The sequence below is a fragment of the Streptomyces dryopteridis genome (genome assembly GCF_049606955.1).
Taxonomy (GTDB): Bacteria; Actinomycetota; Actinomycetes; order Streptomycetales; family Streptomycetaceae; genus Streptomyces.
The window spans coordinates 1,017,140-1,040,633 of record NZ_CP187113.1 but is presented as its reverse complement, the minus strand read 5'-3'; the positions used below and the strand labels follow the sequence as shown (position 1 = coordinate 1,040,633).

Sequence of the window (23,494 nt, the reverse complement as noted above, 5' to 3'; positions counted from 1 at the left end):
ACGCACCAAGCACGACGCACGAAGCACGACGAGAGAACGGTGAGGCACGTGGAACGAGGCACAGCGGAGCGGGTGGCCCGCGCGGCGGCCCAGGCGGTCGGCGGGCAGGTCCGCGAGGAGGGGGTCGAGGGGGTCCTGGCCCGGGTGTTCGCCGTGCAGGCCCAGGACCTGCCGGCGGCCGAACTGGGCCTGCGGGTCCGTTCGACCGGCCTGACCCGGGCCGCCGTCCACCGGGCCCTGGACACCGACCGGACCCTGCTGCGCGGCTGGTTCATGCGCGGCACCCTGCACCTGGTGCCGGCGGCCGACGCCCGCTGGCTGCTCGCCCTGTACGGACCCGCGCAACTCGCCCTCGCCGCCCGCAGACTGCGCGAACTGGACCTCTCGCCCGAGCTGTGCGAGAGGTCCGAGGAACTGATGGCACGGGCCATCGCGGACGAGGGGCCGCTGACCCGGGCCGAACTCACCGCCCGGCTCGGCGCCCTGGGGGTGCCGGGCACCGGGCAGGCCGCCTTCCACCTGATCCGCCGCGCCGCCCTGACCGGCCGGATCTGCCACGGCCCGCTGCGCGCGGGCGAACCCGCCTTCGCACTCCTGGACGCGTGGCTGCCGCCGGCGGGGCCGCCCGCGTTCACCGGCGCCGCCGCCCACCGCGAACTGGCCCGCCGCTACCGGATCGGCCACGGACCGGCCGACGCCGCCGACTTCGCGCACTGGTCCGGGCTGCGGACCGGGGAGGCCAAGGAGGCATGGGCCGCCTCGGCCCGGGACCACACCGACCCGGGCCCCGCGCCGGCCCCCGACCCGGACGCCCCCGACGTGCGGCTGCTGCCCGCCTACGACGACCACCTCGTGGCCTACCGCACCCGCGAACCCACCGTGCCGGCCGCCCACGAGAAGCGGGTGTGGCCCGGCGGCGGGATGATCCGGGCCACGGTGCTCGTGGACGGTTTGGCCGTGGGCACGTGGACCCGGGGCGGGGGAGCGGGGGCCGCGCCCCGGATCGAGCCATTCCCGGACACCGCCCCGCTCACCCCGGCCGCGACCGCGGCCCTGACCCGCGAGGCCGAGGCCGCGGCCGCCTTCACCGGCTGAGCGCGCCCGCCGCCCGGGGGCGTCGTGGCCGGTCCGGGGACCCGGTCTCCACCGTGTCCACGACGCCCCTACAACCGTCCTACAACCGCCGGATTTCATAACCGCCCGCTAACTCCGGATTCCTAGCGTGAGTGCCGCTCCACACTTCCGTCCCCCATCAGAAAAGGCGTCGACATGGCACTCGGTCGGCATTCCGATTTCAATCGCCTGTGGTTCGGGCAGACCGTCAGCAACTTCGGCGACAAGATCTCCCTCCTCGCGCTCCCCACCCTCGCGGTCGTCGTCATGGACGGGGGAGCGTTCGAGGTCGGCGTCCTGGGAGCGCTCCGCTTCCTGCCCTTCCTGCTGCTCGCCCCGATCGCCGGCCTCGTCGCCGACCGGGTCTCGCGCCGCACCGTGATGATCGTGGCCGACCTCGGGCGCTTCCTGGCGCTGGCGACGATCCCGCTGGCCTTCGCCCTCGACTCGGTGAGCATGGCCCACATCTACGCGGTGGCCGCCGTCACCGGCGTCCTGACCACCTTCTTCGAGGTCTCCTACCAGTCCTGGCTGCCGCAGCTGATCGGCACCGAGAACCTCATCGAGGGCAACACCAAGCTCCAGATCAGCCGCAGCGTGGCCGAGGCGGTCGGCGCCGGCGCCGGCGGCGCCCTGATCCAACTGCTGGGCGCGGCCCGCGCGATCACCGCCGACGCGTTCACCTTCCTGATCTCGCTGGTCGCGCTGCTGGTCATCCGCCACCGCGACGTGCGCGAGCGGACCGAGGAGCGCAAGACCTCGGCGAAGGCGGAGCTGAAGGAGGGCCTGAAGACCCTGTTCGGCAACCCCGTGCTGCGCGGCCTGTTCACCGCGAACGTCGTCGTCAACCTCGGCGCGGCCATGGGCGACGCCCTGCTGATCGTCTACGCGTACAAGGTCCTGAACCTCAGCCCCGGCCAGGTCGGCGCGGCCTTCGCCGTGATGTCGGTGTTCGTCATCGTCGGCGCGGTCCTCTCCGAGCAGGTCACCAAGGTCCTCACCCTGGGCCGGGTGCTGGTGCTGACCGCCGTGGTCCTCGGCGCCGGCTACATCGTCGTCCCGACCGGCGGGGCCATCGGCGGGTTCGTGGGCCTGATGGTGGTCCAGGCGGTCATCGGCTTCGTCTCCCCGATGTTCGACATCCACGTGCTGAGCCTGGTGCAGGGCGTCACCCCGAACGAGCAGATGGGCCGGGTCTCCGGCAGCGCCCTGTCCGCCGTCTACGGCGCCCTCTCGCTCGGCTACTTCGCGGGCGGCGCGCTCGGCGAGGCGATCGGACTGACCCCGGCCCTGGCCGTTGCCGGCGCCGTCACCATCCTCGGCGGCCTGACCCTGCTGGCCGGCCCCGTCGCGAAGATCAAGGAGATGCCGACCGGCCCGGACGCCGCGCCGGCCGAGGGCGCCGAACCGGCCGCCGCGCCCGCCGGCGAGAGCAAGATCACCGCCTGAGCGCTGTCCCGGGGCCGGTGCGGCGCACGGCCGCCCGCGCCGGGCGCCCGCCCGCACCGCCCCGACCGCCCCACCCCTTCCCCGCCGCAACCCGTCCCCCCTTCCCGCACGGAGGCTCCAGGTGAGCGAGTCCCTCGCCGAACGCATAGCCGCACTGCCGAAGTCCCGCCGGGCCCTGTTCCAGGCCCTCACCGGTCGGGGCGGCGGGCGCGCCGCCGCGCGCGAGGACGCCGAACCCGCCCCCCGGGATCCCGCCGCCCCGCCCGTGCTCTCCTTCGCCCAGCGCCGGCTGTGGTTCGTCGACCAGCTCCAGCCCGGCAGCCCCGCCTACAACGTGCCCGTCGCCACCCGGATCCGCGGCCCCCTCGACGTGCCCGCCCTGCGGCTCGCGCTCCAGGAGATCGTGGACCGGCACGAGGTGCTGCGCACCGTCTACCACCACCGCGACGGCGCAGCCGAGGCCGAACCGCGCGTGATCGACGGGTACCGGCTGCCGCTGCCCGTCACCGAACTCGCCGACGAGGCGGCCGTGCGGGCCTTCCACGACGCCGACGCCCACGCCCCCTTCGACCTCGCCGGGACCGTCCCGCTGCGGGCCCGCCTCGGGCGCCTCGCCGAGGACGAGCACGTGCTCCTCCTCACCCTGCACCACATCGTCACCGACGGTTGGTCCATGCGCCTGCTGTACACCGAACTGGAACGGGCCTACGCGGCCCGCGTCGGCGCCCCCGCCGAACAACTCCCCGCCCTCGCCCTCCAGTACGCGGACTTCGCGAGCTGGCAGCGGACCCGGATCACCGGCGAGCGCCGCGAACGACTCACCTCGTTCTGGCGGGAGGAACTGGCCGGCGCCGCCCCCGTGGACCTGCCCATCGACCGGCCCCGCCCGCCCGTCTTCGGCCACTCCGGAGCCTCCCGCTATCTCGACCTGCCGCCCGAACTCATCACCCGACTGCGCGAGTTCGGCCGCTCCGAGGGCGCCACCCTCTACATGACGATGCTCGCCGGCTTCGCCGCCACCCTGCGCCGCTGGACCGGACAGGACGACCTCGTCGTCGGCACCTCCGTCTCCGGCCGCGACCACCCCGCCTTCGGCGACCTCGTCGGCTTCTTCGTCAACACCCTCCCGCTGCGGGTCCGCACCGGCGGCGACCCCGGATTCGCCGAACTGGTCCGCGCCACCCGGCAGACCACCCTCCGGGCCTACGCCCACCAGGAACTGCCCTTCGACCTGATCGTCGACGCCCTCGCCCTGCCCCGCGACCCCAGCCGGCCGCCGCTGACCTCCGTGATGTTCCTGCTCGACGAGACCCCCGACACCGCGCCCGCGCTGGCCGGCCTGGACACCGAACCCCTCGACTTCTCCTCCCGCGCCACCAAGTACGACCTGATGATCAGCGTCCACGACACCGGCAGCGCCGTCCGCGCCCTCGTCGAATACCCCACCGACCTCTTCGACCCCGAGACCGTGGACCGCCTCCTGGGCCACTTCCTCACCACCCTCGACGCCGCCGTCACCGCCCCCCAGAGCCCGTTGTCCGCACTGCCCCTGCTCACCCCGGCCGAACGCACCGCCGCCCTCGACACCTGGAACGCCACCCGCGCCCCGTTCCCCGACACCGCCTGCCTGCACCACCTCTTCGAGGCCCACGCCGACCGCCGCCCCGAGGCCCCCGCCGTGGTCCTGGGCGGCGCGGGCGGGTGGAGCGTCACCTACCGCGAACTGGAGGAACGCGCCAACCGGCTGGCCCGCCGGCTGATCGCCGCCGGCGCCGGACCCGACCGCACCGTCGCCCTGTGCCTGCGGCGCGGACCCGGCCTGGTCACCGCGATCCTCGCCGTCCTCAAGGCCGGCGGCGCCTACGTGCCCCTGGACCCCGACTACCCGGCCGAACGCCTCGCCCTGCTGCTGCGCGACGCCGCCCCGCCGCTGGTGGTCTCCGACTCCGAGCTCATCGACCGGATCCCCGTCCCCGCCGGCGCCGCCCGGGTCCTCCTCGACACCGACCGGGCCGAGCTCACCGCCCTGCCCGCGACCCGCCCGACCGTCCCCGTCACCTCCCGCGACCTCGCCTACGTCATCTTCACCTCCGGCTCCACCGGCGCCCCCAAGGGCATCGCCCTCGAACACCGGGGCGTGGTCAACAACCTCCTCGACCTCAACCACCACCACGGCATCGGCCCCGGGGACTCCGTCCTCGCCCTGTCCTCGCCCAGCTTCGACATGAGCGTGTACGAGACCCTCGGCATCCTCGCCGCCGGCGGCACCCTCGTCCTGCCCGACCCGGCCGCGGCCAAGGACCCCGCCCACTGGGCCGACCTCCTCCACCGGCACCGGATCAGCGTCTGGAACTCCGCCCCCGCCCTCCTCGGCCTGCTCCTCGACCAGCTCGACCACGCGGGAGGCCCGGCCCTGCCGCACCTGCGCACCGCGTTCCTCGGCGGCGACTGGATCCCCGTCACCCAACCCGACCGGATCCGCGCCCACGCCCCCGACCTGCGCTTCGTGGCCCTCGGCGGCGCCACCGAGGCATCCATCCACTCGATCGAGCACGAGGTGGACCGGGTGGAGGAGGGCTGGACGAAACTGCCCTACGGCCGCCCCATGGCCAATCAGCTCGCCTTCGTGCTCGACCCGCACGACCGGATCGTGCCCGTCGGCGTCCCCGGCGAACTGCACCTGGGCGGGGTCGGCCTGGCCCGCGGCTATCTGGGCCGGCCCGAACTGACCGCCGAACGGTTCGTCACCGTCGAACTCGCCCCCGGCCGCGTCGAACGCCTGTACCGCACCGGCGACCTCGCCCGGTACGGGGCCGACGGAACTCTCGAACTCCTCGGCCGCACCGACTTCCGGATCAAGCTCAACGGGCTGCGGATCGAACCCGGCGAGGTCGAGAGCGCCCTGCGCGACCTGCCCGGGGTCCGCGAGGCCGTGGTGACCGCCCGCCGGACGGCCGGTTCCGACCGGCTCGTGGCCCACGTGGTCCCCGCCGACCCCGCGCCCGACGCCCCCGAGCGGCCCGAACCCGCCGCGCTGCGGGCCGCGCTGGCCCGCGTGCTGCCCCCGCACTGCGTGCCCGCCGAGATCGTGCTCCTGGACCGGCTGCCGCTGAGCCCCAACGGCAAGGTGGACCGCACGGCCCTGCCGGATCCGCGTACCCCGCACCCGACCCCGGCCCTTCCCCCGGCCCTGGCACCGACGGCGACACCGGCCGAAGCCCCCGCCGCGCGCACCGACTCGGCCGCCGATCCCGTCGTGGCGCGGGTGGCCGTCGTGTGGGGCGAGGTGCTGGAGGTGCCCGCCCCCGGGCCCGACGCCGACTTCTTCGCCCTCGGCGGGGACTCCTTCGCCGCCGTCCGCACCGTCCGGGCCGTCGCCGCCGCCCTCGCCGACCACCCCGGCGCCGCCGCCCTGCGCGTCGTCGACCTCTTCGGCCGCCCCACCCCCGCCGGCCTCGCCGCCCGGATCGTCGAACTCGACGCCGGCGCCGAGGACCCGGGCGCGCACCGACTGCTGCACCGCCTCACCCCCGACCGTCCCGCCGGCGGGACCGCCCTCACCCTGGTCTGCTTCCCGCACGGCGGCGGCGACGCCATCGCCTACCGGCCGCTGGCCGAACACCTCCCGCCGCACGTGGAACTCCTCGCCGTCTCCCCGCCCGGCCACGACCCGCTGCGCCCCGGCCCGATGCTGCCCGTGCCCGAGTTCGCGGAACTCGCCGCCGCCGAGATCGCCCGCACCGTCACCGGCCCCTACGTGGTCTACGGGCACTGCGCGGGCGTGGTCACCGCCCTGGCCACCACCCACGTCCTGGAACGCCTCGGCCGGGCCCCCGTCGCCCTCGACCTCGCCGCCGCCCTGCCCGACGAGGACCCCGAGCACGCCCTGGAGATGGAACGGGTCTCCGGCGACGAGGAGCTCGTGGCCTACCTCACCGGCATGGACGGCTTCGACGGCGTCCTCGACGACCGCGACCTCGGGGCCGTGCTCCGCATGGTCCGGCACGACATGACCGAGGCCGCCCGCTTCTTCGCCCGCACCCCCGACGGCTTCGACCGCCCCCTGACCACCCCCCTGACCTGCGTCATCGGCGACGCCGACGAGGCCACCGCCGGATACGAGCAGGGGTACCTGGCCTGGGGCCGCTACACCGTCGACCTGCGCCTGGCCGTGCTCCCCGGCGGCCGCCACTACTTCGCCAAGCACCTGCCGGACCGGCTCGCGGCCCTGCTGACCGACCTGCACCGCAACGGAGGAACCCATGTCTGATCTCGCCGAACGGCTCGGCCGGCTGCCCCAGGGCCAGCGCTCCCGCCTGCTGGGCCGGATGCGCAACCAGATGACCGCCGGCGTCGGCCGGCGCGTCGAACTCGCCCGCGCCGACCACGGCCCGCGCTCGCGCTCCTCCTTCCAGCAGGAGCAGATGTGGTTCGTCGACAAGCTCGGCGCCGGCAAGGCCCGCAACAACATAGCCCTGGCCGTGAAACTGACCGGCCCCCTCGACAGAGCCGCCCTGCACGAGGCCCTGAACGCCGTCGTCGCCCGCCACCAGGTCCTGCACAGCAAACTCGTGGAGATCGACGGGGTGCCCTGGCAGGAGCCCGTGCCCTCGTTCGTGCTCGGCGTGCAGGCCACCGACCTGTCCGCGAGCCCCGAGGCCGACCGCGACCGCGAACTCGCCGAACTCACCGCGAGCTGCGCCGCCGCCGCCTTCGACCTCGCCGCCGCCCCGCCCGTGCGCGCCCACCTGATCCGACTCGCCCCCGAACGGCACCTGCTGCTGTGGGTGGTCCACCACGTGGCCTGGGACCCCGGCTCCACCCGCATCTTCACCGAGGAGCTCACCGCCGGCTACGCCGCCGCCGCGGCCGGCACCCGCCCCACCGGGCCCGAGATCGCCGTCGAATACGCCGACTTCGCGGCCTGGCAGCGCGCCAAACTCGACCAGGGCGAGCACGGCCGGGCCCTGGCCGCCCAGTGGCGCCGGCTGCTCGCGGGCGCCGCCGCCACCGAGGTCATGCCCGACCACCCGCGCGGCCCCGCCACCAAGGGCGACGGACGCGGCCTGAAGCTGGGCCTGGACCAGGATCTCCTGGGCCGGCTCACCGCTCTCGCCGAGGAGCAGAACACCACCGTCTTCACCACCCTCCTCGCCGCGTTCAACGCCCTGCTGCGGCATTGGACCCGCTCCGAGGACGTGGTCGTCGGCACCGCGAGCGCCTCCCGCCCGCACCCCGACCTGGAGAACGTCATCGGCTGCTTCGTGCAGATGATCACACTGCGCACGGAGGTCACCGACACCCTCTCCTTCCGCGAGCTCCTCGCCCGCACCGCCTCCTCCGTGATGGACTCCTTCACCCACAGCGAGCTGCCCTTCGAGCAGGTCGTGGACGCCGTCCGCCCGGTCCGCGACCCGCTGCGCCACCCCCTGTTCCAGATCGAGTTCACCTCCCTGGGCCGCTGGGGCACCCACACCACCAGTGCCGCCGGAGTCGAGTTCGCCATCGACCAACTCCACGACGGGGCCGCCAAATTCGACATGAGTTTCCTCGTCGGCGAGAACGACGGCCTGGAACTCTCCCTGGAGTACAACACCAGCCTGTACCGGCACGGCACCGCCGGCGCCCTCCTCGACGCCTTCCGCCGGGTCCTGGAGCAGATCGCCGAGGACCCCGACCGCACCGTCGGCGACCTCGGCCTGGTCGAGGAGCCCGCCGCCTCCCGGCACGCCCGCGAACTGTCCCGGGGCGGCCCCGTGGACGACGCGGCCTGGACCACCACCCTCGACCGGGTCTTCCGCGAACGCGCCGGCATCCACCCCGAGGCCCCCGCCGTCCGCCACGGCGCCACCCTCCTCGACTACGCGGCCCTGGACCGCTGGTCCGAGGCCATCGCCCACCGGCTGCGCGACCGGGGCGTGCACCCCGGCGACCCGGTCGCCGTGCGCGTGGCCCGCGGCCCGGCCGCCGTCGCCGGCGTCCTCGGCGTCCTCAAGGCCGGCGCCCACTACCTGCCGGTGGACCCGGGCGCCCCCGCCGCCCGCACCCGCACCGTCCTCGCCGACGCCGGGGTCCGGCACGCCCTCGTGGACGACGGGGCCGAGCTGCCCGTCCCCCTCGAACTCGTCACCACCGGCACCGCCGCCCCGGTCCGCGAAGTGCCCTCCCTGGCCCCCACCGCGAACCCCGGCGACCTCGCCTACGTGCTGTACACCTCCGGCAGCAGCGGCACCCCCAAGGGCGTCATGATCGAGCACCGCTCCGTCGCCCACTTCGCCAAGAGCATCGCCAGGGCCTACGAGATCCGCGACCGCGACCGGGTCCTGCACTTCGCCCCGCTCACCTTCGACGTGTCCGTGTTCGAACTGTTCACCACCCTCCTCGCCGGCGGCTGCCTCGTCATCGCCTCCGACGAGGAACGCCGCGACCCCGCCCTGCTCCAGGCCCTCATGCGCCGCGAGGCCGTCACCGTCGCCGAACTCCCGCCCGCCCTGCTGCCCCTCCTCGACCCCGCCGACCTGCCCGACCTGCGGCTGGTCTCGGTCGGCGGCGAGGCGTTCCCGGGCCGTCTGGTCGCCGAGTGGACCGGCGGGGAGCGCCGCTTCGTCAACGGCTACGGCCCCACCGAGGCCACCGTCGCCGTCACCCTCATGGACTGCGCCGGCTCCTACGACCGCAACCCGCCCATCGGCCGCCCCATGCCCGGCCACCAGGCGTTCGTCCTCGACGAGCGGCTGCGCCCGGTGCCGCCCGGCGTCCCCGGCGAACTCTGCGTCGCCGGACCCGGCGTGGCCCGCGGCTACCTCGGCCGGCCCGAGCTCACCGCCGAGCGCTTCGCCGACAACCCCTACGCCGACGGCCCCGAGACCGCCCGCCTGTACCGCACCGGCGACCTCGTGCGCTGGCTGCCCGGCGGCAACCTCGACTTCCTCGGCCGCACCGACCGCCAGCTCAAGGTCCGCGGCCACCGCATCGAACCCGGCGAGGTCGAGACCGTCCTGACCGAACACCCCGCCGTCCGCCAGGCCGTCGTCCTCGCCCAACCCGCCGCCGGCGGGGAGCGGATGCTCACCGCGTACGTCACCGTCGAACAGGTCGGCGCCTACGCCTCCGAGGTCGCCGACGCCGAGGCCCTGCGCGCCTGGGCGGCCCAGCGCCTGCCCGGCTACATGGTGCCCGTGGTCCTCGTCCTCGACGAACTGCCGCTCACCCCGCACGGCAAGGTCGACACCGCCGCCCTCCCGCTGCCCGGCGACCTCGACACCGCCGACGGCACCGCCCCGCGCGACGCCGTCGAGGAGCAGATCTGCCGCGACATCGTCACCCCGCTCCTCGAATGGCGCAGCCCCGACGTGGAGGGCGACTTCTTCGCCCTCGGCGGCAGCTCCCTCCAGGCCACCATCGTGGTCTCCCGGGTCCGCGCCCTGTTCGGCATCGACATCGCCCTCGCCGACTTCTTCGGCCACCCCACCGTCGCCGCCCTCGCCGAGCTCGTGCGCGCCGCGCAGGCCGAGGCCGCCGGCGAACAGGACCGACTGCTCGCCGTGTTCGAGCAGATCGAGAACATGAGCGACGAGGAGGCCGCGGCCCTCCTCGGCTCCCTCCAGCACCCGGACGGCCCCTGATGCCCGCCCCCACCGGGGTCGAGGACGCGCTCGCCGCGCTCCCCGAGGCCAAACGCGAACTGGCCCGACGCCTGCTCGCCGCCCGCCGCCCCGTGCCCGCCGCCCCGGCCCCGCGCTCCGGCGCGGGGCCGGTCCCCGCCGGCGGCCTCCAGATCCGGCTCTGGCGCCGGCAGCCCGCCCACCCGGCCGCCGCCACCGGCTCGCACGCCCTGCGCCTGCACGGCCCCCTCGACGCCGACCGGCTCACCGCCGCCCTCGCCGGGGTGGTCGCGACCCACGAGGCGCTGCGGCTGCGGCTGCGCCCGCCCACCGCCGCGCACGGGCCGGCCGCGCACGCCCGCCCGCTGCTGGAGCCGGTCACCGGGCCCGGGCCGGTCCCGCTCCGGGTGGACCTGAGCGCGTTGCCGCCCGGCCCGGCGGCCGAGGCGATGGCCCTGCACCTGGCCGAGAGCGCCGCCGAGGCCCTGGACCCGGTCACCGGCCGCACCATCGCCTTCCGGCTGCTGCGCCTGGCCCCCGACGAGCACGTCCTCGTGCTCGCCTCCCATCTCGCGGTCTTCGACGGCTGGTCCTCCGGGGTGTTCCTCGCCGACCTCGCCACCGGCTACCGCGCCGGCCCCGCCGCGATCCCCGCCCCCGCCCTCCAGTTCCCCGACCACCTCGACTGGCAGCACCGCCGGCTCGCGAGCCCCGAAGGAGCCGCCGAACTGGCCGCCACGCGGGCCGCGTTCGCCGGGGACCCGCCGGCCCGTCTGGCCCCCGGCGGCTTCGAGCGCGGGCACCTGCCCGTGCGGCTCGCGCCGGAGGCGGTGCGGGCCGGGTTCGCGCTGGGCGCGGCCGAGGGCGTCACCCCCTTCATGACCCTGCTCGCGGGCCTGGCCGTCACCCTGGCCCGGCGCACCGGCCGGCCGCGCGCGGTGATCGGCGTCCCCACCGCCGGCCGGTTCTCCGGCCCGCTGGAGGGGGCCGTCGGGCAGTTCAGCACCGTGGTGCCCCTCGGCATCGACCTGACCGGCCGGCCCGACGCCCGCACCCTGCTGCGCCGGGCCCGCACCGCCGTCGCCGAGGCCCTCGGCCGGCAGCGGCTGCCGGTGGACGCCCTGTGGCCCGACGGCACCCCGCCGCCCTACGAGGTGCTGTTCGCCCTGCACAACTACCCCGAGGTCCCCCTGGACCTGCCCGGGATCACCGTCGGCCGGCTGCCCGGCCCGCCCGCCCGGCACCTGGAGCTGTACAGCCCCGACCCGGCCGCCGCCCTGGCCTGCGTCGGCCTGGTCGAACGCGACGGCGAGATCTCCGGCACCGCCGAGTACAACCGGCGGGCCGGCACGGCCGAGGAGGTGCGCGGTCTGCTGACAGGCATCGAGGAGGTCCTGGCCCGCGCCGCCGCCGACCCCACCGCCCCGCTCTACGAGTCCTCCTAGGAGCTGCCCGTGCTCACCACCGAGTTCCACCGCGCGCCCGCGGACTGTGGGCTCGTCCGGAGCGGGGGAGAGGTCCCCCGCACCCCGATGCGGGCCCTGCGCGAGGAGATCCACGACGCGATCGTGGCCGCCCCCGTGGCCGAGGCTCGTCGCACCCGCGACCCCCGGCCCGTGCACCGGGCCCTGGGCGAACACGGCCTGCTGGCCCCCCAGTGGCCCACCGAGTACGGCGGCCGGGGCACCGGGCACGTGGCCGCCGCCGTGCTGGTCGAGGAGCTGGCCATGCACGACGTGCCCGACCTGCTGCACACGCTGACCGTGCAGATCGTCGGTGCCACCCTGCTGAGCGTGGCGAGCGAGGAGATGAAGGCCCGGCACCTGCCCGGGTTCGCCGCCGGCACCTCCTTCGGCTGCGTGCTGTTCAGCGAGCCGCAGGCCGGCTCCGACCTCAACATCCTCTCCACCCGGGCCGTCCCCGACGGCCGGGGCGGCCACCGCCTGTACGGCACGAAGGTGCACTCCCTGTTCGCCCGGTTCGCCGATTACGGCCTGTGCCTGGCTCGCGGCGAGGACGAGGCGTTCAGCCTGTTCCTGGTGCCGCTGCGACAGCCCGGGGTGACGATCCGGCGGATCCCCGGCCTCCTCGACGACGCCTTCCACGAGGTGGTCCTGGACGGGGTGGCCGTCACCGCCGACGACGTGGTCGGCGAACTCGGCCAGGGCTGGGCCATCGTGGTCAAGACCCTCGCCTTCGAACGCACCGGCCTCGACTACTACGTGAAGGCGCTGCGCTGGTACCGGGCCGCGCTGGACCGGCTGGAGGGGGACGGGGAGCGGCTGGAGGCCGGGCAGCACGACCAGATCGGGCTGGCCCGGCTGGGCGCCCGACTGCTCGCGGCCGGCACCCTCGTGCGCCGGGTCCTGACCCGGCTGGACCGGGGCGACCTCAACGAGGACGAGGCCGCCGCCGCCAAGTGGTACACCACCGAACTCGCCGCCGAGGTCGCCTGGTGGGCGGCGGAACTCGACGGGGACCACAGCATGACCCTCGACGACCCCACGGTCGACGGGGTGCCACACCCACTGGATTCGGCGGTGCGCGAGGCCCCGGGCATGCGCATATCGGGCGGCACCGCCGAGATGATGCTGGAGACGCTGGCCCGACTGCGTCTCGACTCCGGGGCGGAGGTCCGACCGTGACCGCACAGACCGAGACCGCGAAGAGCGAGCGGTGGCGGGAGCGGGAGGACGAGGACGCCCTCTTCCGCCGGCTGCGACTGACCGTCCGCGGCGCCCTGGAGGTGGACGGGGCGAGCGCGCCCGGCGCCTGGGAGGCCCTCACGCAGGTCGGGGCCTGGGAGTTCGCGCTGCCCATGGACCAGGACGGCCTCGACCTCGGGCAGGCCGTCGCCGCGATGGTCTGCGAGGAGGCCGGGAACGCGACCCGGACCGTGCCCGTCGTGGACACCCTCCTCGCCCTCGACCTGATCTCCGGCCTCGGCCCCCTGGCCCCGGCCGGGGCGCAGGCCCTCGTGGACCGGGTCCGGGCCGGGGAATCGCCGATCGCCGTGCCCGGCCGGCTGCCCGATCCGCGCGGGCACGTGCCCCCCGGGGTGGTCTGGCGGGCCGAGGGCCCGGCCGGCGGGGTCCGGCTCACCGGCACCGGCGGCCCCTTCGCCGCCGGGGTGGACGCGGGCGCCCTGCTGGTCCTGGCGACCGGACCCGAGGGCCCCCTGGTGGCCCTGGTGGAACCCTCCGCGCCCGGGATCTCCGTGCGCCCGCTGCGCGACCACGGCGGTGGGGCCGTCGCGGGCGTCGTCTTCGAGGACGCGCCGGTGCCGGCCGAAGCCGTGCTGCTGCGCGGCCTGGCCGCCGAACAGGCCCTGGCCCGGGTGGGGCCGCGGGCCGCCGTGCAGCAGGCCGCGCTGCTCTCCGGGATCGCCGCCGCCGCCCTCACCGCCGTCGTGGCCCGGATCCGGGGCCGGCAGCAGTTCGGGCGGGCCCTGGTCGCCCACCAGGGGCCCCGACTGCGGGTGGCCGGGTACCTGGCCCGCCTCGACGCGGTGCGCTGGGCCGTCGGCGACGCGGCCCGCGACCTCGACGAGGACCGGCTCGCCCCGGGTGAGGCCGCCGGGCTGATCGCGCTGACCGCCGAGACCACCCTCGACATCACCCGCGACGCCGTCCACCTACACGGTGCCTCCGGCCTGGCCCGCGACGCCCTCGTCGCCGGCTGCTACCGGCGGGCCGCCTGGGAGGCCCTGCGCTGCGGGCGGCCCGCCGGGCTGTGGGACCTGGCCGCGCACACCCTCTGACCCCGGACACCGCCGGCCCCGGGCGCACGGGAAGGGGGCTCCCCGCCGCATCCGGCGGAGAACCCCCTTCCCTCCCTCTTCGGGTCGGGTGCCCGGCTCGGGCGCCCGGCTCAGTCGAGGTCGAGCCGCACCACCCAGCGGTGCCGCTTGTCGCTCTTGGCCTCCGTGCGCGTCATCCGCCGGAAACCGGCCCGCTCGAACATGTCCATCGTGCCCACGTAGGCCAGGGTCGGGTTGACCCGCCCGCCCTCCGGGTCCACGGGGTAGCCCTCGATCGCGGGCGCCCCGTGCGCGCGGGCGTGCTCCACCGCCCCCGCCAGCAGGCCGGAGGCGACGCCTTGGCCGCGGAACTCCTTGCGGACCACGAAACAGGTCACCGACCACACCGGCTTGTCGTCGACCGGCAGGATCGTCTTCGACGAGGTCAACCGGTCCAACTGCCGGCGCGGCGCGACGTTGCACCAGCCGGCGACCTCCCCGTCCACGAAGCCCAGCACCCCGGGCGGCGGATCCGCCTTCTGCGTCAACTCCCGCAGGTGTTCACCGCGTTGTTCCGCCGACATCCGGCCGTACTCGCCGGTGGACAGCCGCCAGGCCATGCACCAGCAGGTGTGCGCGCTCTTGCGCGGCTGCAACACCTTGCGGACGTCGTCCCACACCTCGGCCGTGGCGGGCCGTACCTCAAGACTCATCGTGCCGTGCTCTCTCGTGTCGATCGTGCGGATCCTGTCGATCCCGTTGCGTCCAGCACCTTCACCAGCACCTCCAGGGCGCGTTCGCACGCCCGGCGGTCCACGTCCAGGTGCGTGACCAGCCGGACCGTTCCCGGGTCCGGCGCCGTCACCCCCACCCCCTCCCGTGCGGCCCGTGCGACGACCTCCTCGGCGCCGGCCGCGGCGACGAGGACGATGTTGGTCTCGGGCGGGGCCGCGTCGAAGCCCGCCCCGCGCAGTCCCGACGCCAGCAGCGCCGCGTGCGCGTGGTCCTCGCCGATCCGCTCCACGTGGTGTTCCAGCGCGTACAGGCCCGCCGCCGCCAGCATGCCCGACTGCCGCATCCCGCCGCCCAGTCCGTGGCGCAAACGGCGTGCCCGGGGCAGGAGTTCGGCCGAACACAGCAGCAGCGAGCCGACCGGCGCGCCCAGCCCCTTGGACAGGCACACGGCGAGGGTGTCCGCGCAGGCCCCGTACGCGCGGGCCCCGGTGCCCGTGGCCGCCATCGCGTTCCAGATCCGCGCCCCGTCCACGTGCACCGCGATCCCCGCCGACGCCGTCGACTCGCGGATCTCCCGCAGGTCGGCCAGGGGGTGCACGGTGCCGCCGGCGCGGGTGTGGGTCTGCTCGACCGCCACCGCCCGGGTGCCCACCGTGTACGGGTTCCCGACCCGCACCACCCGGGCCAGGGACGCGGCCGTCAGCAGGCCCCGTACCCCCGACACGGTCCGGGTCTGGATCCCGCCGAGCAGGGCCGGCGAGCCCTCCTCGTGCGCCAGGACGTGCGCCTCCTGCTCGCACACCAGCTCCTCGCCGGGGGCCAGCAGCAGCCGCAGCGCGAGCTGGTTCGCCATCACCCCCGAGGGGGTGAACAGGGCGCCGGGGAAACCGAACAGGTCCGCGACCCGCTCCTCCAGGGCCCGCACGCTCGGGTCCTCCCCGAACAGGTCGTCGCCCACCTCCGCCGCCGCCATCGCCGCCCGCATCGCGGGCCCGGGCCGGGTCACGGTGTCGCTGCGCAGGTCCACGAGATCCGTGCCGCGCGCCGCTCCGCCGCTCACGCCGGGGCCTGGGTCGCGGTCGGCCGGGGCGCGGGGGTCAGGCCCTGCTCCGCGCACCACCGCAGCAGCGGCCCGGCCAGTTCCCAGGTCTCGCGCACGAAGGCCCCGGCCCGCGCCGTGTCCAACCCCTCGGCCGGGCCGAGCCGCCGCCACGCGTCGATCTTGCGGTGCCGCAGCAGCTCCAGCCGAGGATGATCGGCCGGCACCCCGCGCGGCCGGGACTTCAGCCGGTCCCCGCCCATCGTGAACCCCTCCTCCTCCAACACGGCCACCAGCGCGGCCAGTTCCGCGCCCGCGGTCTCGTCCGTCACGGCCGCCCGGTAACGGTCCACCTCGGCGCCCGCGTACGGGTACCAGCGGCCCGAGGCGTACAACCCGTCCCGGTCCAGGTGCACCCACAGCCCCAGGCAGGGCAGCAGGTCCAGCCACGCGCCCTGGTAGGTCTTGTACGGGGACTTGTCGTGGGACATGCGGGTGTCGCGCACGGGACCCAGCACCCGCACGCCCCCGCCGCCCGGGAAGACCTCCGACAACTCGGCGGCCAGCGCCTCCATCGGCGCCCGCACCTCGCGTTCCCAGCGCTCCCGGAACCGCGTGTGCCACGCGGCCCGGTCGTTGTCCGCCGCCAGCTCCGCGTACAGCCGCGGAGCCGACGGCGGGAATCCCGTGAAGCTCACGCCGGGTACCCCGGCAGCGGGTGGGCGGCGCACAGCTCGGACACCCGGGCCCGGACCCGGGCCCGCGTGGCCTCGGGCAGGGCGCCGTGCGCGACCAGGTCGTCCAGCACGTCGGCCACCAGGTCGGCGCACTCCACCACCGTCTCGCGCCCCATGCCGCGCGCGGCGAGGGTGTTCGTGCCCAGCCGCAGCCCGCCGGTGACCCGCACCGGGGTGCCGTCCCCGGGCACCCGGTTGCGGTTGACGACGATCCCGCACGCCTCCAGCGCCTCCTCCGCCACGTCCCCGGTGACCCCGGTGCCGCGCAGGTCCACCAGCACCATGTGGGTGTCGGTGCCGCCCGTCACCAGCCGCCGGCCGCGTGTCCGCAGCCGTTCGGCGATGGCCTGGGCCCCGTCCGCGAGCCGTTTGGCCAGCTCGGCGAATTCGGGGCCGGCGACGAAGTCCAGCGCCCGCGCCTTGGCCGCCACCGACGCCAGGTCGGGGGTGCCCTGGGTGAACGGGAACACCGCGCGGCGCAGGGTCGCGGCCAGGGTGCCGCGCTCCGGGCCGGCCCGGTCGGCGTCGCGGCCCAGCAGGATCAGCCCGCCGCGCGGCCCGTACAGCTGCTTGTAGGTGCTGGTGGTGGTGACGTGCGCGTGGTCGACGGGGGACTGGTGCAGCCCGGCCGCGACCAGCCCCGCGATGTGCGAGATGTCCGCCACCAGGTAGGCGTTGGCCTCGTCGGCGATCTCCCGGAACCGGGCGAAGTCGATGGCGCGCGGGTAGGCGCTGGCGCCGGCCACGATCACCTTCGGCCGGTGCGCCAGGGCCAGTTCGCGGATCGCGTCGTAGTCCAACAGGCCCTCGGGCGTGACCCGGTAGCCCACCGAACGGAACCAGCGGCCGGTGACCGAGGCGGGGGAGCCGTGCGTCAGGTGCCCGCCGCAGTCGAGGTCCAGGCCCAGCAGCACGTCACCCGGGTTCAGCAGGGCCGACAGCACGGCCAGGTTCGCCGAGGACCCCGAGTGCGGCTGCACGATCGCGGCCCGCGCCCCGAACGCCGTCTTGGCCCGCTCGATCGCGAGCCGTTCGATCTCGTCGGCCACCTGGCAGCCCGCGTGGAAGCGGTTGCCGGGATAGCCCTCGACGGTCAGGTTGCCCAGGGTGCTGCCCGCGCAGGCCAGCACCGAGGGGTCGCCGACGCTGGAGGCCGCGACCATCATCAGGGTGTCGCGCTGACGCGCCGACTCCCGCGCCAACAGCCCGTACAACGCCGGGTCCAGGTGTCTCAGCCGGTCCGCCGCGTGACCCGCGAACACCGCCGGATCGGGATCCGGGGCCGGGCGCGGCACGGCGACGGGCGCGGGCAGGGTCAGACTCATCGGGGCTCCTCGGGAGAGGGGGAACAGGGCAACGGGGCGGGTGGGGCGGGTGAGGTGCGGCGGGCGGGCCGCGGCGGGTCGGTGGGGTCGGTCAGGAGTCGGGGGCGCCGGCCTCCTCCGGGTCCAGCGCGGCGAAGGCCGCCGCCGCCTCGCGGGCCGCCGCCCCGTGCTCGGGGTCCTCGGCGATCCGGGCGGCGAGTTCGACGATCACCGGGGTCCGGAACACCGTCTTCACCGGCACCGGCACCCCCAGCAGCTCCCGCAGCAGCCCGGCCAGACGGGTCCCGCTGAGCGAGTCCCCGCCCAGGCTGAAGAAGTTGTCCGTCGGGGTGACGGCGTCCAGCCCGAGGATGTCGCCGACGGCCGCGCACAGCACCAGCGCCAACGGGTCCTCGGACCCCGCCGGGTCGACGTCGGCGGCGGGACCGGTCGGGGCCTGCGGTTGCCGGCCGGCCTCGGCCGCGAGCCCGAGCCGGTCCACCTTGCCGTTGCGGGTCAGCGGGAACGCGTCGAGCACGGTCAGCGCGGCGGGCACCATGTACGCGGGCAGCACCTCGGCCAGCCGCGCCGAGATCGCCGGGCCCGCCTGCGGTCCGGCCGCCGGGTCCTCGGCGACCACGAAGGCGTGCAGCCGGCGCACCCCGTGCGCGCTGGTCGGGGCGACCACCACGGCCGCCGACACCCGGGGGTCGCGACGCAGCACGGCCTCGATCTCCCCGAGTTCGATCCGGTGCCCCTGCACCTTGACCTGGAAGTCGTCGCGGCCCAGGATCTCGATCGCGCCGTCCGGCAGGTACCGGCCCAGGTCCCCGGTCAGGTACGCGCGCTCCCCGGTCTCCGGCAGGTGCGTGAACCGGGCCGCGGTGCGCTCCGGGTCCCCCCAGTAGCCCAGGGCCAGGCCCACGTCGCTGGCCACGGCCATCTCGCCGACCACTCCGAGGGGCCGCTCGTGCCCGGCCGCGTCGACCACGTAGTAGCGCTGGTTGGTGATGGGCCGGCCGTAGGGGATGCTCGTCCACGTCGGGTCCACGGCGTCGATCGGCTGGAACAGCGACCAGCAGATCGTCTCGGTCGGACCGCCCGAGCCCACCACCGCGATCCGCGGGCTCTGGGCCCGCAGCCGGTCCGGCAGGGTCAGCGGGATCCAGTCCCCGGACAGCACCGACAGCCGCAGCGACTCCAGGGCCCGCCCGCCGCCGCGCCGCTCCCGGGTCTCGGCCTCCCCGACCAGCAGTTCCATCAGCACCGGCACCGAGTTCCACAGGGTGACCCGCTCGGTGCGCACCAGCTCGGCCCACACCTCGGGCTCGGCGTGCTCGAACGGCGGCGGCAGCACCACCGTCCCGCCCTGGGTGAGCACCCCGAACACGTCGTAGATCGAGGCGTCGAAGTGCAGCCCGGAGATCGCCAGCAGCCGGTCCTCGGGGCCCACGGAGAACCGTTCGGCCACGTCCCGGACCAGGTTGACCACCCCGATGTGGTCCACCATCACCCCCTTGGGCTCGCCCGTGGAACCCGAGGTGAAGATCGTGTACGCGAGGTCGGCCGGGGTCTGCGCGGTCTCGGGCCGGGAGGAGTCACCGGACTCGAACTCCCGGTCCACCGCGTACCGCCGCACCCCCGCCGGCCACGCGATCCGCCCCTCCAGCCGGGACTGGGTCAGCACCCGGGTCACCCCGCCCTGCTCCAGCAGCCGGGCCAGCCGCTCGGCCGGCACCGAGGCGTCCAACGGCAGGTAGGCCGCGCCCGAGGCGAGGATCCCGTAGACCGCCGCGTACTGCTCCCAGCCCTTCTCGGCGACCACGGCGACCAGCTCGCCCGGCCGCGCCCCGTCGGCGCGCAGCGCCCGCCCGATCCGCCAGGCGTACCCGGCGAGCTCGGCGTAGCTCAGCCGGCGGCCGGCGTCCACGACGGCCTCGGCCTCGGGGGTGCGGGCCACCTGATCGGCGAACAGCTCGTGCAGGGTGGTCCACGGGATCTGGCCGGCGGTGTCGTTGACCTCGCGGCGCAGCGCGCGTTCGGCCGGCGGCACGAGGTCGAAGCGGGGCGCGCGCAGCGCGGCGGGGTCGGCGATCAGCAGGTCCAGCAGGTGGACGTACCGGTCGAAGGCGGCGGCCGTGAACCCGGGCGCGAAGGCCCCGGCCACGTGGTCCCAGATCACCCGCAGTTCGCCGTCCAGTTCGCGCAGTTGCACGTCGAGGGAGACCTGCGGGGTCTGCGAGATCGAGTACACCTCGCGGCCGAGGTCGGTGACGGGCCGGCGCACCGGGTGGTCGAGGAGGCTGGTGACGACCACGGGCATCGCGTTGCCGGCGCCCGTGCCGTGCCGCCGGGTCAGCTCGCGCAGCACCCGCACCCCGTTGAAGTCGCCGTGCGCGGCGTCCCGCGCCAGCTGGTCGCGCAGGGCGTGGGCGCGGTCCAGGAAGGTGCGGCCGGAGCCGTCGGCGACCAGCAGGACGGCGTTGGTGAAGTCGCCGAGGACCCCGTCGATGTCGGGGTGGACGGGCGGCCGTTGGAAGATCGGGTAGTTGATCGTGAAGTCGACTTCCTCGGCCCAGGCCCGGACCACCTCGGCGAAGGCGGCGGTGAGCAGGATCGACGGGCTCACGCCGGCGCCGGCGGCCCGGTCCCGCAGCCGGGCCCAGTCGGCGGCGGGCAGCCGGTGCTCGTGCCGGTCGAAGCGGACCGGGCCGGTGGGCGCGCCGGCGGCGGGCGCGGGCAGGGTGGGGGCGGGCGGCAGGTCGGCGAGGCGGTCGGTCCAGTAGGCGCGGGCTGCCCGGTAGCCCTCGGTGCCGGGCAGGGTCTCGGCGCGCCAGCGGGCGTACTCGGCGAAGCCGATGCCGGGTTCGGGCAGCTCCGCGTCCGGGTCCTCGTACAGGTCGACGAGTTCGGGGAAGAGGACCTGGAAGGCGCTGGAGGCGTCGAGGACCTGGAGGTCGATGCCCAGGTGGACGCGGCCCGGGGAGTTCGGGCCGTCCAGGCGCACGATCCGCAGGTCGAACAGGGGCCAGGCGCCGATGGGGAAGACGGTGTGGCTCATCTCGGCGCGCAGCGCGGCCAGCCGCTCCTCGGCCTGCCCGGGGGCCAGGTCCCGCAGGTCGAGCACGGGCACGTCGAAGGGCAGGGGCTCGGCGGGCAGGGTCTGCGTCCCGTCGGTGGAGCCGATGGCGCGCAGCATGTCGTGCCGGTCCACGAGCCGGCGCCAGGCCCGCTCCAGCCGCCGCGGGTCCAGCTCCTCGCGTTCCCATTCGAAGTACCCGTAGCAGCCGATGCCGCCGAGGTCCACGCCCTCCCCGCGGCCGATCATCAGGGCCTGCTGGGTCTCGGTCATGGGGAAGGACACGGCGCTGTCCGCGCGGGCGGGCAGGAGCTCGGTCATGGTGCGACTCCAATCGGTGGTGCGGGGCGGACGGCGGGCCGTTCGGCGGGCAGGGGGCGACGCTAGGGGCGGGCGGTTAGCCGGGGGTTATGCCCGGCCGCGGGGCCGGCGGGCGTCGGGTCGGCCTCGCCCAGGCAGCGGGCGAAGAGCCGCACGAGCGGGTGGAACAGGTAGCAGGGCCGGCCCTGCTCGTCGGCGCCGCTGACCTCCAGCAGCGCCGCGTCGGCCAGCGCCTCCAGCAGGCGTTCGGCCTCGGCCTCGGACAGGCCCAGCGGGCCGGTCGCGGCGGCGGCGGGGAAGGGGTGCGGGCCGAGCCGGGCCAGGACGGGGAACGCGGCGCGGACCGCCGGGCGCAGCCCGCGCCAGGACAGCAGCAGCGAGGTGTGCACGTCGAGGTCGCCGAAGTGCAGTTCCCGCAGCCGGGCGCCGGGGTCGGCGAGCCGCCGGGCCAGTCGGTCGGGGGTGTAGTGGGGGCGGGCCGCGATCCGGGTGCCGGCGATCCGCAGGGCCAGCGGCAGGCCCGCGCAGTGGTCGACGATGGCGTCGGCGGCCCCCGGGTCGGCGGCCAGCCGGTCCGGCCCGGCCGCCAGAGCCAGCAGCTCCCGCGCCGCGCCCCGGTCCAGTCCGGTCAGGGCCACGGTGTGCGCCCCGGCCACGGTGGGGAGGGCGGTGCGGCCGGTGACCAGGACGGCCGGTTCGGGGGTGTTGGGCAGCAGCGGGCCGAGCTGGGCTGCGCCGGCGGCGTTGTCCAGCACGATCAGCAGCCGCCGGCCCCGGGTCCGCTCCCGGTACAGCCGCACCAGCTCCTCCTGGTCGGCGGTCTCGGGCACCTCCTCGGCCGGGCCGAGGGCCCGCAGCAGGTGCGGGAGCACCTCGGCGGGCCGGCGGGCGGTGCCGTCGGGGGCGCGCAGGTCGGCGTAGAGCTGGCCGTCGGGGAAGTGCGGGCGGCAGCGGTGCGCGGCGTGCACGGCCAGCGCCGTCTTGCCCAGCCCGGCCATGCCCGTGACCAGGACCCGGCGGGGCCGGTCGGGGGCGTGCCGGGTGGGGGCCAGGGCCCGGCACACCAGGTCCAGTTCGCGGTCGCGGCCGGTGAAGTCCACAGTGTCGGGGGGCAGCATCCCGGGCGTCCCGGCGGTTCGGGCGGGGCGGGCGGCCGGCCGGGACCCGGCGGCGGGTTCGGCGGTGCGCGGGGGGCGGCCGAGGGTGCCGTCGAGGAGGGCGCGGTAGGTCCCGCGCAGTTCCTCGCCCGGGTCGACGCCGAGCTCGTCGGCCAGCACCCCCCGCCCGTGGTGGTAGAGGTGGATGGCCTCGGCCTGCCGGCCGGAGCGGCACAGGGCGGTCATGAGCTGGCCCCGGATCCGTTCGCGCAGCGGGAACTCGCCGACCAGCCCGGTCAGCTCCCCGGTGATCCGCTCGTGCCGGCCCAGGGCGAGGTCGGCGGCGATCCGGTGTTCCAGGGCCACGGCGCGGGCCTCGGCGAGCCGGGGGGCCTCGGCCTCCGCGAGGTGTTCGGTGGTGTTGGCGAACGCGGGCCCGTTCCACCGGCCCAGGGCCTCCCGCAGGAGGTCCCCGGCGCGTTCGAAATCCTCGCGGAGCAGGCATTCGCGGCCTTCTTCCGCGAGCTTCTCGAATTCGATCAGATCGAGGGTGGAATTGCCGATGCTCATGGCATATCCCGGCGGGCGGCGGTCGATGAGGACGCCGTCGCCCAGGATCTTGCGCAGTCGCGAGACGTAGGTGTAGAGCTGCGCGCTGACCGTGGCCGGCGGGTCCCAGCCCCACAACAGGCGGCACAGGCGCTCGTCGGAGACCACCTCGCCGCGGGCCGCGAGCAGGGCCCCGAGCACGGTGTGCAGTTTCGCCCCGGAGAACGCGATCCGCCGGCCGTCCCGTCGGGCCTCGACAGGCCCGAGCACTCGGAATTCCATGACCGCCCCCATCCGTGATTCGTGGCGATGAATCTCGGAACGAGACTGGAGGATTCCGTTGTCCTCTCGATATCGTGTCGATTTCACGGCGGGGGAGGGACGCGAAATCGGCGGTTCATCGAACGGATAAGCGGTGCGACGAGTGTTCGTCTCGGCACCGCAGCAGCGGCGCCGAAGCCCACGGAGAGGGACTCCCGATGCGCAGCACCCGCACCGCGAAGATGGCCGCCGTCACCCTGGTCGCCCTCGCCGGCCTGGTCACGGGAACGGGCACGGCCCTGGCCGCCCCGGCCGGCGCCCCGGCCGGCGCCCGCACCGCGGACATGCCCTGGGGCGTGGACATGCCGTGGGGTTCGGACATGCCGTGGGGCTCGGGCAAGCCGCACCACCCCCGGCACGGGGGCGCCGCCCAGCAGGACATGCCCTGGGGCTGAGCCGCCGGACCG

14 protein-coding genes are annotated in these 23,494 nt (G+C 75.7%); 8 read left to right on the top strand and 6 right to left on the bottom strand.

The annotated features are described in order from the left end of the window. The first annotated feature begins 48 nt into the window (after positions 1 to 48). The 7 genes from ACN20G_RS04150 to ACN20G_RS04120 all read left to right on the top strand — a co-directional run bounded on the left by ACN20G_RS04150 (position 49) and on the right by ACN20G_RS04120 (position 13,926). Positions 49 to 1,095 (top strand): winged helix DNA-binding domain-containing protein, encoded by a 1,047-nt coding sequence (locus tag ACN20G_RS04150; RefSeq protein WP_424211348.1) that lies wholly within the window; start codon positions 49 to 51, stop codon positions 1,093 to 1,095. 174 nt (positions 1,096 to 1,269) lie between these two features. After that, the gene (locus ACN20G_RS04145; protein ID WP_424211347.1) at positions 1,270 to 2,562 is read left to right on the top strand and encodes an MFS transporter; all 1,293 of its coding nucleotides are present in this window, start codon (positions 1,270 to 1,272) and stop codon (positions 2,560 to 2,562) included. A gap of 121 nt (positions 2,563 to 2,683) precedes the next feature. After that, complete coding sequence (locus tag ACN20G_RS04140) at positions 2,684 to 6,832, top strand: non-ribosomal peptide synthetase (RefSeq protein WP_424211346.1); 4,149 nt, start codon at positions 2,684 to 2,686, stop codon at positions 6,830 to 6,832. Beyond that, positions 6,825 to 10,187 (top strand): non-ribosomal peptide synthetase, encoded by a 3,363-nt coding sequence (locus ACN20G_RS04135; RefSeq protein WP_424211345.1) that lies wholly within the window; start codon positions 6,825 to 6,827, stop codon positions 10,185 to 10,187. Before ACN20G_RS04140 ends, ACN20G_RS04135 begins: the two co-directional genes overlap by 8 nt. Further along, entirely contained in the window at positions 10,187 to 11,611 is a 1,425-nt protein-coding gene (locus ACN20G_RS04130; protein WP_424211344.1) for a condensation domain-containing protein, read from the top strand. The genes ACN20G_RS04135 and ACN20G_RS04130 overlap by 1 nt, the downstream gene beginning before the upstream one ends. Before the next feature lie 9 nt (positions 11,612 to 11,620). Beyond that, positions 11,621 to 12,811 (top strand): acyl-CoA dehydrogenase family protein, encoded by a 1,191-nt coding sequence (locus tag ACN20G_RS04125; RefSeq protein WP_424211343.1) that lies wholly within the window; start codon positions 11,621 to 11,623, stop codon positions 12,809 to 12,811. Then, positions 12,808 to 13,926, top strand: a complete 1,119-nt coding sequence (locus tag ACN20G_RS04120) for an acyl-CoA dehydrogenase family protein (protein ID WP_424211342.1) — start codon at positions 12,808 to 12,810, stop codon at positions 13,924 to 13,926. Before ACN20G_RS04125 ends, ACN20G_RS04120 begins: the two co-directional genes overlap by 4 nt. 110 nt (positions 13,927 to 14,036) lie before the next feature. Here the strand turns inward: ACN20G_RS04120 and ACN20G_RS04115 are convergent, their stop codons facing one another. The 6 genes from ACN20G_RS04115 to ACN20G_RS04090 form a co-directional block, all read right to left on the bottom strand. Further along, a complete protein-coding gene (locus ACN20G_RS04115; protein ID WP_424211341.1) occupies positions 14,037 to 14,618 on the bottom strand; it encodes an N-acetyltransferase family protein in 582 nt (193 codons plus the stop codon). After that, positions 14,615 to 15,700 (bottom strand): threonine aldolase family protein, encoded by a 1,086-nt coding sequence (locus ACN20G_RS04110; RefSeq protein ID WP_424211340.1) that lies wholly within the window; start codon positions 15,698 to 15,700, stop codon positions 14,615 to 14,617. Before ACN20G_RS04110 ends, ACN20G_RS04115 begins: the two co-directional genes overlap by 4 nt. Next, positions 15,697 to 16,377, bottom strand: coding sequence for a DUF2461 family protein (locus ACN20G_RS04105; protein WP_424211339.1), 681 nt, complete (start codon positions 16,375 to 16,377; stop codon positions 15,697 to 15,699). The genes ACN20G_RS04110 and ACN20G_RS04105 overlap by 4 nt, the downstream gene beginning before the upstream one ends. Continuing rightward, complete coding sequence (gene glyA, locus ACN20G_RS04100; protein WP_424211338.1) at positions 16,374 to 17,741, bottom strand: serine hydroxymethyltransferase; 1,368 nt, start codon at positions 17,739 to 17,741, stop codon at positions 16,374 to 16,376. Before glyA ends, ACN20G_RS04105 begins: the two co-directional genes overlap by 4 nt. 91 nt (positions 17,742 to 17,832) lie before the next feature. Beyond that, positions 17,833 to 21,120: a non-ribosomal peptide synthetase gene (locus ACN20G_RS04095; protein ID WP_424211337.1), complete on the bottom strand. Its 3,288-nt coding sequence runs from the start codon at positions 21,118 to 21,120 to the stop codon at positions 17,833 to 17,835. Positions 21,121 to 21,182: 62 nt separating this feature from the next. After that, positions 21,183 to 23,048, bottom strand: a complete 1,866-nt coding sequence (locus ACN20G_RS04090; protein ID WP_424211336.1) for a BTAD domain-containing putative transcriptional regulator — start codon at positions 23,046 to 23,048, stop codon at positions 21,183 to 21,185. Positions 23,049 to 23,245: 197 nt separating this feature from the next. On the opposite strand from ACN20G_RS04090, the gene ACN20G_RS04085 reads away from it, so the two are divergent. Next, positions 23,246 to 23,482, top strand: coding sequence for a hypothetical protein (locus ACN20G_RS04085; RefSeq protein ID WP_424211335.1), 237 nt, complete (start codon positions 23,246 to 23,248; stop codon positions 23,480 to 23,482). Positions 23,483 to 23,494 lie beyond the last annotated feature (12 nt).